At 53.7% G+C, this 15,089-nt stretch carries 17 protein-coding genes; 13 read left to right on the forward strand and 4 right to left on the reverse strand.

Translation table 11 applies throughout. From position 1 onward, the window contains the following. Window positions 1-239: 239 nt before the first annotated feature. The 12 genes from phnF (at window position 240) to phnE (Q3A88_RS07585) (ending at window position 10,432) form a co-directional block, all read left to right on the forward strand. Complete coding sequence (gene phnF, locus Q3A88_RS07530) at window positions 240-953, forward strand: phosphonate metabolism transcriptional regulator PhnF (protein WP_039497366.1); 714 nt, start codon at window positions 240-242, stop codon at window positions 951-953. Continuing rightward, window positions 954-1,400 (forward strand): phosphonate C-P lyase system protein PhnG, encoded by a 447-nt coding sequence (phnG, locus tag Q3A88_RS07535; RefSeq protein ID WP_233989968.1) that lies wholly within the window; start codon window positions 954-956, stop codon window positions 1,398-1,400. Continuing rightward, complete coding sequence (phnH, locus tag Q3A88_RS07540; RefSeq protein WP_233989965.1) at window positions 1,400-1,975, forward strand: phosphonate C-P lyase system protein PhnH; 576 nt, start codon at window positions 1,400-1,402, stop codon at window positions 1,973-1,975. The genes phnG and phnH overlap by 1 nt, the downstream gene beginning before the upstream one ends. Further along, window positions 1,975-3,051, forward strand: a complete 1,077-nt coding sequence (locus Q3A88_RS07545) for a carbon-phosphorus lyase complex subunit PhnI (RefSeq protein WP_317177677.1) — start codon at window positions 1,975-1,977, stop codon at window positions 3,049-3,051. The genes phnH and Q3A88_RS07545 overlap by 1 nt, the downstream gene beginning before the upstream one ends. Further along, window positions 3,044-3,898, forward strand: coding sequence for an alpha-D-ribose 1-methylphosphonate 5-phosphate C-P-lyase PhnJ (locus Q3A88_RS07550; RefSeq protein WP_014914396.1), 855 nt, complete (start codon window positions 3,044-3,046; stop codon window positions 3,896-3,898). Before Q3A88_RS07545 ends, Q3A88_RS07550 begins: the two co-directional genes overlap by 8 nt. Further along, entirely contained in the window at window positions 3,885-4,649 is a 765-nt protein-coding gene (phnK, locus tag Q3A88_RS07555) for a phosphonate C-P lyase system protein PhnK (protein ID WP_039502728.1), read from the forward strand. Before Q3A88_RS07550 ends, phnK begins: the two co-directional genes overlap by 14 nt. A 63-nt stretch (window positions 4,650-4,712) precedes the next feature. After that, window positions 4,713-5,426 (forward strand): phosphonate C-P lyase system protein PhnL, encoded by a 714-nt coding sequence (gene phnL, locus Q3A88_RS07560; RefSeq protein ID WP_110163547.1) that lies wholly within the window; start codon window positions 4,713-4,715, stop codon window positions 5,424-5,426. After that, window positions 5,413-6,549 carry an alpha-D-ribose 1-methylphosphonate 5-triphosphate diphosphatase gene (gene phnM, locus Q3A88_RS07565; RefSeq protein ID WP_110163548.1) on the forward strand — a complete coding sequence of 379 codons (1,137 nt, stop codon included), beginning with the start codon at window positions 5,413-5,415 and terminating at the stop codon, window positions 6,547-6,549. The genes phnL and phnM overlap by 14 nt, the downstream gene beginning before the upstream one ends. 152 nt (window positions 6,550-6,701) lie before the next feature. Beyond that, complete coding sequence (phnC, locus tag Q3A88_RS07570; RefSeq protein WP_039283926.1) at window positions 6,702-7,529, forward strand: phosphonate ABC transporter ATP-binding protein; 828 nt, start codon at window positions 6,702-6,704, stop codon at window positions 7,527-7,529. A gap of 83 nt (window positions 7,530-7,612) precedes the next feature. After that, the gene (gene phnD / locus Q3A88_RS07575; RefSeq protein ID WP_039510928.1) at window positions 7,613-8,545 is read left to right on the forward strand and encodes a phosphonate ABC transporter substrate-binding protein; all 933 of its coding nucleotides are present in this window, start codon (window positions 7,613-7,615) and stop codon (window positions 8,543-8,545) included. 125 nt (window positions 8,546-8,670) lie between these two features. Beyond that, window positions 8,671-9,531: a phosphonate ABC transporter, permease protein PhnE gene (phnE, locus tag Q3A88_RS07580; protein WP_014914402.1), complete on the forward strand. Its 861-nt coding sequence runs from the start codon at window positions 8,671-8,673 to the stop codon at window positions 9,529-9,531. 1 nt (window position 9,532) lies between these two features. Next, a complete protein-coding gene (gene phnE, locus Q3A88_RS07585; RefSeq protein ID WP_317177678.1) occupies window positions 9,533-10,432 on the forward strand; it encodes a phosphonate ABC transporter, permease protein PhnE in 900 nt (299 codons plus the stop codon). A gap of 67 nt (window positions 10,433-10,499) precedes the next feature. Here the strand turns inward: phnE (Q3A88_RS07585) and Q3A88_RS07590 are convergent, their stop codons facing one another. The 4 genes from Q3A88_RS07590 to mutH all read right to left on the reverse strand — a co-directional run bounded on the left by Q3A88_RS07590 (window position 10,500) and on the right by mutH (window position 13,855). Continuing rightward, window positions 10,500-11,561, reverse strand: coding sequence for an NADP(H)-dependent aldo-keto reductase (locus Q3A88_RS07590; protein ID WP_014914404.1), 1,062 nt, complete (start codon window positions 11,559-11,561; stop codon window positions 10,500-10,502). 207 nt (window positions 11,562-11,768) lie between these two features. Further along, the gene (locus Q3A88_RS07595) at window positions 11,769-11,987 is read right to left on the reverse strand and encodes a YgdI/YgdR family lipoprotein (protein ID WP_039276145.1); all 219 of its coding nucleotides are present in this window, start codon (window positions 11,985-11,987) and stop codon (window positions 11,769-11,771) included. 174 nt (window positions 11,988-12,161) lie between these two features. Continuing rightward, window positions 12,162-12,878 (reverse strand): TerC family protein, encoded by a 717-nt coding sequence (locus tag Q3A88_RS07600; RefSeq protein ID WP_110163551.1) that lies wholly within the window; start codon window positions 12,876-12,878, stop codon window positions 12,162-12,164. Window positions 12,879-13,159: 281 nt separating this feature from the next. Further along, complete coding sequence (gene mutH, locus Q3A88_RS07605) at window positions 13,160-13,855, reverse strand: DNA mismatch repair endonuclease MutH (RefSeq protein ID WP_014914405.1); 696 nt, start codon at window positions 13,853-13,855, stop codon at window positions 13,160-13,162. 695 nt (window positions 13,856-14,550) lie between these two features. On the opposite strand from mutH, the gene rppH reads away from it, so the two are divergent. After that, window positions 14,551-15,084 (forward strand): RNA pyrophosphohydrolase, encoded by a 534-nt coding sequence (gene rppH / locus Q3A88_RS07610; protein ID WP_010282870.1) that lies wholly within the window; start codon window positions 14,551-14,553, stop codon window positions 15,082-15,084. Window positions 15,085-15,089 lie beyond the last annotated feature (5 nt).

Genomic DNA, 15,089 nt, shown 5'->3' on the forward strand with positions numbered 1-15,089 from the left:
CCCCCACGCGCGGGTAAAGCCGTGTGTGGGGCGTTTGGTACAGGGCTGTCGTCCAGTGAGATAATGCGCTGCCGATAGTCATATATCGTTAGCAGCCTATCGAAAAAAGTTCATTTTTGTGCCATGTCTGATTAACGAACCAGACATATTCTCTCCTCATAATCGTACGATATTTATACATCTCAGCGTTCTCCTTCCGAATCGTATTAATGCCCCGTGTTTATGGGAGATTTTTTATGATGCAGTTGTCCAGACATCCGACCACGCTCTATCAGGCGATTGCCGCCCGGTTAGAAGAAGCGTTACGTGAGCGCTACAAATGTGGCGACTACCTTCCCTCTGAAAAGCAACTGGCGACGCACTACGCCGTTAATCGCCATACGTTACGCCGCGCTGTGGATGATTTGGTGAAAAAAGGGCTGGTTCAACGTCGTCACGGTGTGGGGATTTTGGTGCTGATGCGACCTTATGACTACCCGCTGCATGCGCAGGCCCACTTTAGCCAGAACCTGTTGGATCAAGGCAGTAATCCCTCCAGCGAACGACTCTTTGCCATGCTGAGTCCGGCCAGCCAAGAGATTGCCACCACGCTGGGCTGTGGTGAAGGCGATAACATCATCCACTTGCGCACGCTGCGCCGGGTGAACGGCATTCCCGTCTGCGTCATTAACCATTTCCTGCCCAATCTTTCCTGGTGGCCGCACCTACAGCAGTTCAATAGCGGCTCGCTGCACGACTTTATTACCGAGCGACTGAATCAGGTGCTGGTTCGCACACAGACGCGCATCAGTACGCGTCTGGCTCAGGCTAAAGAGAGTCGGCTGTTGGAAATCGACGCGCAGGCACCGCTGCTGTGTTTGCGCACGCTGAATAAAACCGCAAACGGTGAGATCGCCGAGTACTCCGTCAGCCTGACGCGCGGCGATATGATCGAACTGACGCTGGAGCACTAGATGGATACGCTAACACACCGTCAACGCTGGCTCTCGGTGCTGGCATTCAGCCCGGTTGTCGAGCTGGAAAAGCGCTGGCACGCGCTCAATTTACACCCGCAGTACGCCCTGCTGCGCGCCGCTGAAATTGGCCTGACTCGCCTACAGGCGAGAATGGGGGGAACGGGCAAGCGCTTTGTGCTGGGGGATATGACTATCACTCGTGCTGTGGTGCGTTTGGCAGACGGTACATGCGGGTACAGCTATGTGGCCGGTCGCGATAAAGCCCATGCCGAGCGCTGTGCCGTTATTGATGCGCTGTTGCAACAGCCGGAAAACCACGATCGGTTGCAAGAGTATCTCATCACCCCTCTGGCGGCGCAGCGTGCCGCGCTGTGTGAACAGCGCGCGCGTGAAATTGCCAGCAGCAAGGTCGATTTCTTCACGTTGGTTCGCGGAGATAACTGATGTCTATACAGGCGAGCTTTGCGCAGCCGGTGGCTGACGCGCAGTGTGCTTTTCGGCGCATCCTCAAAGCCGTAAGCGAGCCGGGCGTAACGGTGACTTTGCCGTTACAGCAAGGCTGGGGGCGACTCTCTCCCGCTTCGACGGCGGTGATGCTGACGCTGGTCGATCGTGACACGCCGCTCTGGCTGGATGACGCATTGGATGATGAATCCCTCCGCAGCAATCTACGTTTTCATACCGGTGCGATATTGACCCGCGATGAGTCAGCAGCCTTCGCCTTGCTTCACGCCTCGTCAGCCATCGCGCTGTCGCAGTTTTCTGCGGGTGACGTCATGTCGCCGGAAAAGAGTACCACGGTCATCATCGAGGTCAGTGGCCTGACCGGCGGTACGCCACTGCGACTGAGCGGGCCGGGACTGGAAACCTCACGGGTCGTTGAGCCGCAATTGCCGCCGGACATGCTGCACTATCTCTGTCACCGTCCCGATCCCTTTCCGCAAGGTATCGATCTGATGTTCACCTGTGCCGATGCCTTGATGGCATTACCGCGCACCACCCATGTGGAGGTCTGCTGATGTATGTCGCCGTGAAAGGGGGAGAGAAAGCGATCGAGAATGCCCATCGCTTACAGGAGGATCTGCGCCGTGGGGATCGTAATATCCCGGAAATTGACTGCCAGCAGGTTGAACAACAGCTCGGGCTGGCAGTCGATCGCGTGATGACCGAAGGCGGGATTTACGATCGTGAACTGGCGGCGCTGGCAATCAAGCAGGCCAGTGGCGATATAGTGGAAGCTATTTTTCTGCTGCGCGCGTATCGCACGACGCTGCCGCGTCTGGCGGACAGCCTGCCGCTAATGACGGCGAACATGCGGATTGAGCGACGCATTTCTGCGGTCTACAAAGATGTGCCGGGCGGTCAGGTTCTCGGCCCTACCTACGATTACACTCACCGTTTACTGGATTTCACGCTGCTTGCCAACGGTGATACCCCCGCGCCGTCCGTGGCAGAGATACCGCTGGAAGCAACGTGCCCGCTGATATTTGATCTGATGACCCGCGAAGGCTTTGCCGTCAGGGAAGAGGATGACGGCAGCGAACCGTGCGGTATCACCCGCGATCCGCCGAGCTATCCCGCTCCGCGTTCGGCACGTCTGCAACAGCTGGTGCGGGGCGATGAAGGCTTTCTACTGGCGTTGAGCTACTCAACACAGCGCGGCTATGGCCGCACTCATCCCTTTGCCGGAGAGATCCGCACCGGCTTTGTCACGGTAGAGATTGTGCCGGAGGAGCTGGGGTTTCTGCTGGAAATCGGCGAAATCCTGCTGACCGAATGTGAAATGGTTAACGGGTTTACCGACAGGGATGAGGAAGCACCGCACTTTACCCGAGGCTACGGGTTGGTGTTTGGTCGGGCGGAGCGTAAAGCCATGTCGATGGCTCTGGTGGATCGTGCGCTGCAAACCGCAGAGCATCACGAACGGGTAACCAGCCCGGCGCAGGATGAGGAGTTTGTGCTGTCGCACGCAGATAACGTCGAGGCGGCGGGATTTGTCTCCCACCTCAAATTACCCCATTACGTCGATTTTCAGGCCGAGCTGGAATTATTGAAACGTCTGCGTCAGGAATATCAGGAGGGCAAAGATGCATGAGCTAAGCGGCTATAACCCCGGCTATCTTGATGAGCAAACCAAACGTACCATCCGGCGCGCTATTTTGAAGGCGGTAGCGATTCCCGGCTATCAGGTGCCGTTTGGCGGACGGGAAATGCCGATGCCCTACGGCTGGGGAACCGGCGGTATTCAGCTCACCGCGAGTCTGATTGGTGAAAACGATGTGCTGAAAGTGATCGATCAGGGCGCGGACGACACGACCAATGCCGTCTCTATCCGACGTTTCTTCCAGCGCGTGAGCGGGGCGGTGACCACCGAGCGCACCGTTGAGGCCACGCTGATTCAGACACGCCACCGCATTCCTGAAACGCCTCTGAAAGAAGATCAAATCCTGATCTATCAGGTGCCTATTCCCGATCCGCTGCGCTTTATTGAGCCGCGTGAGGTCGAAACGCGCAAAATGCATGCGCTGGAAGAGTACGGCATCATGCAGGTGAAGCTGTATGAAGATATCGCTCGCTATGGTCATATTGCGACAACCTATGCGTATCCGGTGAAGGTGAACGACCGCTATGTGATGGATCCTTCGCCCATTCCCAAGTTTGATAACCCAAAAATGCACCGAATGCCTGCGCTGCAACTGTTTGGCGCAGGTAGAGAAAAACGCATTTACGCCTTGCCTCCTTACTGTGACGTGAAAAGTCTGGATTTTGACGATCACCCGTTCTGCGTACAACGCTGGGATCAGCCCTGTGCGCTGTGCGGGTCGCATGACAGCTACCTTGATGAAATCGTGATAGATGATGAAGGATCGCGTCTGTTTGTCTGCTCCGATACCGATTATTGCCGTCAGCAGCAGGAGAAACAAAACCATGAATCGCAGTGAGCAGCCGCTGCTGGCGGTCAATAACCTGACGCACCTTTATGCGCCGGAAAAGGGTTTTGAAGACGTCTCGTTCGAGCTTTTTCCCGGAGAAGTGCTGGGGATCGTCGGCGAATCGGGGTCGGGAAAAACCACGCTATTACAGGCTATCTCGGCACGTTTAACGCCACAGCAGGGAACGATTAACTATCAGGGACGCGATTTATATCGCCTGAGCGAAAGTGAGAGGCGACGTCTGCTGCGCACCGAATGGGGCGTGGTGCATCAGTATCCGCTTGATGGTCTGCGCCCGCAGGTTTCGGCCGGCGGCAATATTGGTGAACGGCTGATGGCCGCCGGGCAGCGCCACTACGGTGAGATTCGCCAGCAGGCAAGCCGGTGGTTACAGGACGTTGAGATCCCCGTCGAGCGCATTGACGATCTGCCCACCACCTTTTCTGGCGGTATGCAGCAGCGTCTGCAAATTGCCCGTAGTCTGGTGACGCGCCCTAAATTGGTCTTCATGGACGAACCGACCGGCGGCCTTGATGTTTCCGTACAGGCTCGCCTGCTGGATCTCTTACGGACGCTGGTGCGAGAGCTGAATCTGGCGGTGGTGATCGTGACGCATGATTTGGGCGTCGCAAGGATGCTGGCTCACCACCTGATCGTGATGAAACAAGGGCGGGTTGTCGAAAGCGGCCTGATTGACCGCGTACTGGACGACCCCAGACACCCTTATACGCAACTGCTGGTTTCGTCAGTCCTGAGCTGATGGAAGCCGCGCGAATCCCGCGCCAGCGCGGGTGAATCAGGTTGTAATCAATCGGAACACGCCATGAACACACAGCTTCGCGTTGAGCATCTTTATAAAGTCTTCGTGTTACACAATCAGCACGGTGCCGCTTTGCCCGTGTTGCATGACGCCAATTTTGAGGTCAAGGCAGGGGAATGCGTGGTGCTGGATGGTCATTCCGGCAGTGGCAAATCGACGCTGCTCCGCTCGCTGTATGCCAACTACCAGCCTAACAGCGGCCATATCTGGGTCAAGCATCACCATCACTGGGTCGATCTGGTGAACGCTCCGTCACGGCAAATTCTTGCCATTCGCCGCGATACCATTGGCTGGGTCAGCCAGTTTTTACGGGTGATTCCCCGCGTCTCCACGCTGGATGTCGTCATTCAGCCCCTGCTGGAGCGCGGTATGGCGCGTGCTGAGTGTGAGGATCGCGCCAGACAGTTGCTCGCCCGGCTCAACGTACCAGAACGACTCTGGTTGCTACCGCCATCCACCTTCTCCGGGGGAGAACAGCAGCGGGTGAATATCGCCCGAGGGTTTATTGCCGATTACCCCATTCTCCTGTTGGATGAACCTACCGCGTCGCTGGACAGCGGCAATAGCAATGTGGTGGTTCAATTGATTGAAGAAGCCCGTGAGGGCGGGGCGGCGATTGTCGGTATTTTCCATGACGGCGCGGTGCGTAACCGGCTCGCCACGCATTTACACGCTATGCAACCTTATCCCGGGGTGCAGCAACATGATTATCAATAATGTCCGTTTGGTATTGGAAAATGAGGTGGTTTACGGATCGCTGGACGTGCAAAACGGCGTCATTGTTCACGTCAGCAACGCATGTAGCCAGCAGCCTGGGGCTTTTGATGGCGAAGGGGGATTCCTGCTGCCGGGGCTGGTGGAGCTGCATACCGATAATCTCGATAAATTTTTTACCCCGCGGCCAAAAGTGGATTGGCCAGCCTACTCGGCTATGAGCAGCCACGATGCGCTGATGGTGGCGAACGGCATTACCACCGTGCTGGATGCGATTGCCGTGGGGGACGTGCGGGACGGTGGTCATCGTTTCGATAATCTCAACAAAATGGTTGAGGCGATCCGTCAGGGACAGGAAAAAGGGCTAAACCGCGCCGAGCACTGGCTGCATCTGCGCTGCGAACTGCCGTATGACGCCACGGTGCCGCTGTTTGAAAAACTGATGAATACCCCCGACCTATTGCTGGTGTCATTGATGGATCACTCGCCCGGCCAGCGTCAGTACACATCGTTGCAGAAATACCGCGAGTATTTTCAGGGAAAATATCACCTCAGTAACCTACAGATGGACGCGTTTGAAGAAGAACAGAGGGGATTGGCCGCTTGCTGGTCTCAGCCCAATCGGCTGGCGATCGCGGCACTCTGCCGCAAAAAAGGGATCGCATTAGCCAGCCATGACGATGCCACGGTAGAACACGTTAACGAATCCCTTCAGGTGGGCTGTGCGATTGCTGAATTTCCCACCACTGAGGCTGCGGCGAGATACTCACACGACCGAGGGTTACTGGTGTTGATGGGCGCACCCAACGTGGTACGCGGCGGTTCGCATTCGGGCAACGTATCCGCCAGCCAACTGGCGCAGCAGGGCTTATTGGATATTCTCTCTTCCGATTATTACCCCGCCAGCCTGCTTGATGCTGCCTTTCGTCTGGCACAGGATGAGAGCAATCCTTATGATCTGCCGCGCGCTATCACCTTGCTGACGTGCAATCCTGCCCGCGCGATTGGGCTACACGATCGCGGTGTGATTGCTGAAGGAGGGCGTGCCGATCTGGTTCTGGCCCATACGCTTCACGGCCATGTGCATATTCGTCATGTGTGGGCAAAAGGTCAGAAGGTGTATTAATCGATTGATTTGCTTATTAGCGGATGTTGGCGCGGCTAAGGATAGCCTCACAAATCGTTTCAATTGGTCATTATTTAATCATTTAGTGTTCATTAAACCATCACGCCATCTGTTCTTAATGAGGGGGCTACCTCACCACAGTGGATATCAAGATGGCACAGGCACAATTGAAATCTGGCCTCGAATTCAAAACGCAGTTGCAACCCGTTCGGCCGCAAAAGGTTCTGTCCGTTCGTGGCGTGGGGAAAGTGTGGTCTCCACAACATCGGGTGCTAGACGACGTTAACTTCGATCTGCACACGGGAGAGTTCGTTGCCGTCATTGGTCGTTCCGGGGCGGGGAAATCGACGCTGCTGCATCTGTTAAACGGCACAATTTCAGCCTCTGGCGGTGAAATCATCAATTACAGCGGTGAGCAGCCACAGGATATTATCAAGCTACGCTCGCGCCAGATACGCCAATGGCGCGCCCATTGCGGCATGATTTTTCAGGATTTCTGCCTGGTGCCGCGGCTGGATGTTCTCACTAATGTCTTGCTGGGTCGCCTTAGCCAAACCTCCACGCTCAAGTCACTCTTTCGTGTGTTTTCTGACGAGGACCGCGCGCGCGCCATCGAGTTGTTGCAATGGTTAAATATGCTGCCGCAGGCGTTACAACGCGCGGAAAACCTCTCTGGCGGCCAGATGCAGCGTGTCGCTATCTGTCGGGCCCTCATGCAGCAGCCCAGAATTTTGCTGGCCGATGAACCCGTCGCGTCGCTCGATCCCAAAAATACCCGCCGCATCATGGATGTCTTACGGGAAGTGAGTCAGCAGGGGATTAGCGTGATGGTTAATCTGCACTCGGTGGATCTGGTGAAACAGTACTGCACGCGGGTTATCGGGATCGCCCAAGGGCGCATTGTTTTTGACGGGCATCCAACGCAATTGGATGAGCCGCTGCTTCATACGCTGTATGGCGATGAACTGAACGCACATTAATGCGATATGCATTGAACACGATGTGTATTTAAGACTGTGTGCGTTTAACACGATGGCCTTTGACACGAGAACAGGTGATAACAATGAGAAAGATCTTTGGTTTGGCGATGATGTTAACCAGCTCACTGACCGTCTTCAGCGCGACGGCGGCGGGGACGCCCAAAGAGCTGAATTTGGGTATTTTGGGCGGGCAAAATGCGACACAGCAGATCGGTGATAACCAGTGCGTCAAACAGTTCCTTGATAAAGAGCTGGGGGTTGAGACCCGATTGCGTAACGCTTCGGATTACTCCGGCGTCATTCAGGGATTGCTGGGGGGAAAAGTCGATCTGGTTTTGAGTATGTCGCCGTCGGCTTTCGCCTCTGTCTATCTGAAAGATCCTAACGCAGTGGATATCGTCGGTATCGCCGTTGACGATAAAGATCTGTCACGCGGCTACCACTCCGTGGTGGTGGTCAAAGCCGATAGCCCGTACAAAAAGCTGGAAGACCTGAAAGGGAAATCCTTTGGTTTTGCCGATCCCGATTCCACCTCGGGCTTTCTGGTGCCCAACCAGATTTTCAAACAGAAATTTGGCGGGAATAACGATAACAAATACAACAATTTCTTTTCCAGCGTGACGTTTTCTGGCGGCCATGAGCAGGACATTCTGGGCGTACTGAATGGTCAATTTGACGGTGCCGTCGCCTGGACATCGATGGTGGGCGATTACAACACGGGCTATACCGCCGGCGCTTTTACCCGCCTGATCCGAATGGATCATCCGAACCTGATGCAGCAGATTCGGATTATCTGGCAGTCCCCGCTGATCCCGAACGGCCCGATTCTGGTCAGCAACAAGCTGCCTGCGGATTTCAAACAGAAGGTCATTACTGCGGTGATGAAGCTGGATAAAGATCAGCATGAATGCTTTACCAAGGCGATGGGCGGGACTCAGCATATCGGCCCGGCAAGCCTGAATGATTACCAGCACATCATCGACATGAAGCGCGAACTGACGCAGGGCAATCGCTGATCGAGTACAGGCGCTTCGCCGTTCCCTAAACGCCCGTTCGGATGTGACATCGAACGGGCGGCAATATTTCGGTCCGCTCATCAAAGCCAGGGCATGACATATCGCCCGATAAACAGGACACTGTTTTGAAGAATGACTTTGAACAATATTATCAACAGATTAAAGGGCGACAGAAGCGCGAGGCGCTACTGTGGTCTTTGCTGCTGGCCTGCCTGTTTCTGGGGGCGGGCAAGGTCGCCGAATTCAGCCCCGCAACCATCTGGTCTTCTCTGCCGAGTTTTTTCAGCTACTTGCGCGATACGCTACCTGTATTGCACTGGCAGCAGCTTCTGGCGAACGCTCACACCGAAGGCTCTCTGGCTTATTGGGGATATCGGCTGCCGATACAGCTGCCGCTGATCTGGGAAACGCTGCAAATGGCGCTGGCTTCCACGATCGTTGCGGTGGCGGTTGCCACGATGCTGGCATTCTGTGCCGCTGCGAATACGCAAAGCTCGATGTTGTTGCGTGTGGCTATTCGCGCACTGGTGGCGTTTTTACGCACCATGCCGGAGCTGGGGTGGGCGGTCATGTTTGTCATGGCTTTTGGGATTGGAGCCATGCCCGGCTTTATTGCGCTGGCGCTGCACACCGTCGGTAGCTTAACCAAACTGTTTTATGAGTCTCTGGAAAGCGCTTCGGATCGGCCAGTACGCGGTCTGGCAAGCTGTGGTGCCAGTAAGCTCCAGATTATGCGTTTCGCCTTTTGGCCACAGGTAAAGCCGATTTTTCTCTCCTACAGCTTTATGCGTATGGAGATTAATTTCCGTTCCTCCACCATTCTTGGTCTGGTTGGCGCGGGCGGCATCGGCCAGGAACTGATGACCAACATTAAGCTCGATCGCTACGATCAGGTCAGCATGACCTTATTGCTGATTCTCGTTGTGGTCTCGCTGCTGGATGGTTTATCCGGCTATTTACGGCGCCGCGTGGTAGAAGGACAGTGATATGAGAACCGTGACGTCGCCTGATGTCGAGCAATTGAAACAGCAGCATCCCGACCTGTTTCGCATACAGTCGCGCTATCTACGCCGAATTGCACTGCTGGCGCTGGCGGTCACGCTGTATTACCTGTTCTTTTTCCAGACTTTTGGCATCAGCTGGCAGCAGTGGGTCAATGGCTCGGCGCAGCTGGGGCGATATTTTTTACGCATGTTTGTCTGGCATGATTTTCTCAACTGGCCCTTTGGTTACTACCTGTCGCAAATTGCCATCACGCTGTCGATCGTGTTTGCGGGGACGGTAACCGCGACCTGTATCGCACTGCTACTTTCCTTCTTTGCGGCGCGTAACATCATGCAGCGTCGCGGGTTACGGCCCATTGCGCTGCTGGTGCGATGTCTGTTGGACATGATGCGCGGTATTGATATGGCAATTTGGGGGCTGATATTCGTGCGAGCCGTCGGGCTGGGGCCGCTGGCGGGATTGTTGGCTATCGTGATGCAGGATATTGGCCTGCTCGGCAAGCTCTACGCGGAAGGGCATGAAGCCGTCGAACGTTCACCCGGACGAGGCCTGAGCGCGCTAGGTGCCAATGCGCTGCAAAAACACCGCTTTGGCATTTTCACACAATCGTTCCCCATCATTCTGGCGCTCAGCCTCTACCAGATTGAATCCAATACCCGTTCTGCCGCCGTGCTAGGTTTTGTCGGCGCGGGAGGCATCGGTCTGGTCTATGCGGAGAACATGCGGTTATGGAACTGGGACGTGGTGATGTTTATCACCCTGATTCTAGTCGCGATAGTGATGATTATGGATGGGATATCGTCTTGGCTGCGCAAGCGTTATATCACCGGGAAGGATATTCCGTTGTTTCAGCCAAAAGACACGGTTTCCGCATCTGAATAAAAATGTGGCTAAGAAGTTGTTTGTGAAGGAGGAGGTTCGGGGCTCATGTAAGCCCCGATTTTGACGTTTATGGCGCTGGGAACGTGAACCGGCGGTGGATAGCTTCCAGCTCGTCGAGGATCTCGCCGTCCAGCGTCAGGTTCTGGCTGTCGAGGTTGGTTTGCAGTTGTTCCAGCGTCGTCGCACCCAGCAGCGTACTGGCGACGAACGGCTGCTGACGCACAAACGCCAATGCCATTTGCGCCGGATCCAAACCGTGCTTTTGCGCTAGCGCTACGTACTCGGCAACTGCTGCCTGAGCCTGCGGGCCGGTATAGCGGGTGAAGCGGCTAAACAACGTGTTACGCGCATTGGCCGGTTTCGCGCCGTTCAGGTATTTCCCCGTCAGCGTACCGAATGCCAGTGATGAATAGGCGAGAAGTTCCACGCCTTCATGCTGGCTGATTTCCGCTAAGCCGACTTCAAAACTGCGGTTCAGCAGGCTGTAGGGGTTCTGAATCGACACGATACGTGGTAGATCATGTTTTTCCGCCAGATGCAGATAGCGCATCACGCCCCACGGGGTTTCGTTGGAGACGCCGACGTAGCGGATCTTACCGGCACGCACCTGTTCATTTAGTGCTTCCAGCGTTTCCAGCAGCGTGACGACCGATTTGTCTTCAGTATATTGCGGTTTATCATCCGTATACTGATAGTTCAGCTTGCCAAAGCAGTTAGTTTGGCGCTGTGGCCAATGCAACTGATAGAGATCGATATAGTCGGTGTTCAGGCGTTGCAGGCTGGCATCCAGCGCGGCACGGATGTTTTTTCTGTCCAGCGCCTGCTGTGGCCGGATGCTGTGATCGTTTCCGCGCACGGGGCCGGAGACTTTACTGGCCACAATCAATTTTTCACGTCCGCCACGGGATTTCAGCCAGGAACCGATATAACTCTCGGTTAGCCCCTGTGTTTCCGGGCGCGGAGGAACGGCGTACATTTCTGCTGTGTCAATCAGGTTAACACCTGCGGCAATGGCGTGATCTAACTGAGCATGAGCGTCTGCTTCGCTGTTTTGTTCGCCAAAGGTCATCGTACCAAGACCCAGCACGCTCACTTCTAAAGAACTATGGGGAATACGGTGATATTGCATTGCCAGCTTCCTTATGTCTGAAAATAGCAGGCGCTTTTCCCGTCATTTCCGCATGATTTGCTGCGATTCCAATGAGTTTGGGAAAACACACCTGAATTCGACTATAAACGAAGCCGTGGCGAGTGGGGAAGTCTCTTCTGTTGCCCTTCAGCAGGATTTTGCCGAAGAGCGTCGTTCGGTGGGGAAAATATGGGGCTAACGTTGCCGTTAGCGCTGCACGATCTGGGAGATTTGATCGCTGTTGATTTGTTTCTGATTACCTTGCTCATCGGTATAGCTGAGCAGCCCGGTATCTTTATCCAGCACGGGTTTTCCCTGCGTCAGGAGCATTTGCCCCTCTTTTGTCGCCATCACGTAGTCACTGGAACAGCCTGCAAGAGTGAATAATAACGCCAGTGTGATTGCCATTTTCATCCGTACTTTCATCATATTAACCCGTTCATAAATGCCAAAATCTAAGGTGAGTCTAGCAAATGGTTGCGGGGGATAACGTAGGAATAATGGAAAAAATATGTTTGGAGGGAATTAATATTGTGTAATCAGGCGACAGGTCGCCGCCTGATTATGACGTCTTTATCGTGAGCACTCGCTATGCGGCGATCAGTGTGCTGCTTTTTCTTTTTTACTGCGCAGCAGGTTCAATGCCTCGACGGACATCGAGAAGAACATGGCGAAGTAGATGTAGCCTTTCGGTACGTGAACGTCGAAGCTTTCCAGAATCAGGGTGAACCCGACCAGGATCAGGAACGACAAGGCCAGCATTTTGACGGACGGATGGCGTTCGACAAACTCGCCGATAGGGCGCGCAGAGAACATCATCACGAGAACGGCAATAACAACCGCTGCCATCATAATAAATAGATGGTCAGACAGGCCGACAGCAGTGATCACCGAATCCAGGCTGAAGATAATATCCAGCATCATGATCTGCACAATCGCGCCAAAGAAAGAGTACACCTTGGAAGTATGGTCTTCTGAACCGCCTTCGACGGTTTCGTGAATTTCCATACTCGACTTCCAGATCAGGAAGAGTCCCCCGAAGAACAGGATCAGGTCACGTGTGGAGATTTCATTGCCAGCGACGGTAAACAGCGGATCGGTCAGACGCATGACCCAGGCAATAGAAGCGAGCAGTCCCAAACGCATTAACATCGCGCCCATCAGCCCGATGCGGCGAGCTTTGTTTTGCTGGGCTTTAGGCAGTTTGGCGACAACCAGAGACAGGAAAATAATGTTATCGATCCCAAGAACGATTTCCAGAATAGTCAGCGTTCCCAATGCTAACCATGCGTTCGGATCAACAATCCAATCAAACATTATATCAATACACCTTAAACGAAACGTAAACGATATTATACTCTGCCAGCTCGGGGCGTAGGCAAGCGAAAGTGTGATGTCGTAGAGATATAACGTTCATACTTCGCATTGCAGCCGTGTGCTGGCGTCCCTTTTGATCTGGGTTGGCGTCAGGCTTTTCCCAGACCGATTCCCTTGTCGCACGATTGCTGCGTAATTAGAGTGCGGCGTATAAGGCTAGTGTACGATGAAGCGAGGCGCTGATGAAGCATCGTGCTAATAGAACATCGCACTAATGAAATTCAACGGCTGAGCTGCATAAAGTGGCGGGCCAGTAGCGGCGCGGTAAAGGTTTTTTTCAGATAGAACCCGCGTGGCAAGGTTAGAATCGGTTGACCAAATTCGCCAATCGCCTCGGTTAATGCCCGGCTATTTGCCGCTTTGGGACGTAGCTGTAGCACTTCTCCATGTCGGGCGGTGATGCTTTCTACCCGGCCAAGCACGATCAGATCCATCAACTCTTCCCAATCGCAGCGCAGCTGTTCCTCTTCTTCTTCATTGGGGCTCCAGATCAGCGGTGTGCCAATACGGCGTTCCCCCAGCGGAATGTGTCGCGAGCCTTCCACCGGAATCCACAGGACCCGCGCGAGCTTGTGTCGTACGTGGCTGCTTTCCCACGTCACGCCGCTGTTGCCTGTTAATGGTGCGACGCAGACGAACGTGGTTTCCAGCGGTTTGCCCTGTTCATCAATAGGAATGGTTTTGAGTTCAACGCCGATGTCGGGGAAATCCTGCTCGGGTTTGCTGCCTGCGCTTGCACCCAGAAAACGCTCCAGCAAGATACCAATCCAGCCTTTATCGCGTTTCAGGTTAGCGGGAAGGGGCAGGCGAGCGATGTCCGCTAATTCCGCGAGATTATAACCCGCGAGGGATTGCGCGCGTTCCAGCAACGTGTGCTCACTTGGCGGCGCAGTCGTGTGAACCGTGGGTGAATTCATAGCGTATAGCTCGATATTTTTTCGCTCAAAAAAAACACAATAGACAGAGAGTACCAGTGCACAGCCTGCAGGACTGTGGAGAAAAACAATAATAGCATGATTCGTAGTGCTTTTTTTTAGTGTGATGGCGATCACTTAACACCGTTTTGCAAACTGTGCACGTATAGCCACCGACAATAAACAGGATCTTACACTAGGTTATCCACAGATTTCTTGGATAACCCACATAAACATGAATTACTGGTTCGATTTACAGCCTTGACTCCCGACCTTTTTGCTGTTTTTGCCTATTTATTGCCTGACTTTGAGGCATTCCCTGTGGATAAAATCGTCATAGTGCGATCTTTCGCCAATCTTGCGTTGTATGCCATTTGAACAAAAAATAAGGGGCTGATGTTTCACGTAAGATGGTTTGTAATTTAATGAATAAAAAGAATTATTTTTTAATTCGCATTAATATTTTTTCTTCGTGAAAAATTAGTTTTACTCACTTCTTCATGGGTTCTGCACAAAGATGTCCACAGAAAAAGTGAATAAATTGCCGATTCCGGTCTTCACATGTTTATAACTTTGATCTTATCTGTGGGTTATCTTACTTTTATTCGTATCACATGCTTTCTAAGCAGTGGTTTACCGCCTGACGGGAGTGTGAAACAATCAGGTCATCTTTGCATTGATGTTTATCGAGGTAGTCGGTGATCGATGATGATGGCTACCGCCCAAACGTTGGTATTGTAATTTGTAATCGGCAGGGGCAGGTGATGTGGGCCCGGCGCTATGGTCAGCACTCCTGGCAGTTTCCGCAGGGGGGAATTAACCCCGGTGAAAGTGCTGAGCAGGCGATGTACCGCGAACTGTTTGAAGAAGTCGGGTTAAGAAAAAAGGATGTGCGCGTATTGGCATCTACCCGTAACTGGTTACGCTATAAATTACCAAAGCGTTTGGTGCGTTGGGATACAAAACCGGTCTGTATCGGCCAAAAGCAGAAATGGTTTTTGCTACAGTTGATGTGTAATGAGTCGGATATCAATATGCAGAGCAGCGGCACGCCGGAATTTGATGGCTGGCGCTGGGTGAGTTACTGGTATCCGGTACGTCAGGTCGTCTCTTTTAAGCGAGATGTGTATCGTCGCGTGATGAAGGAATTTATCAATCCGGTGATACTGCTTCAGGAGAGTGTTGCGGCTCGGGTGGTTACCCCATCTGGTCCTCGGCGAAAAAGAGGGTAATTCAG

Origin of the sequence: Pectobacterium sp. HCp5_1 (assembly GCF_032905925.1) — a bacterium.
Taxonomy (GTDB): domain Bacteria; phylum Pseudomonadota; class Gammaproteobacteria; order Enterobacterales; family Enterobacteriaceae; genus Pectobacterium; species Pectobacterium brasiliense_A.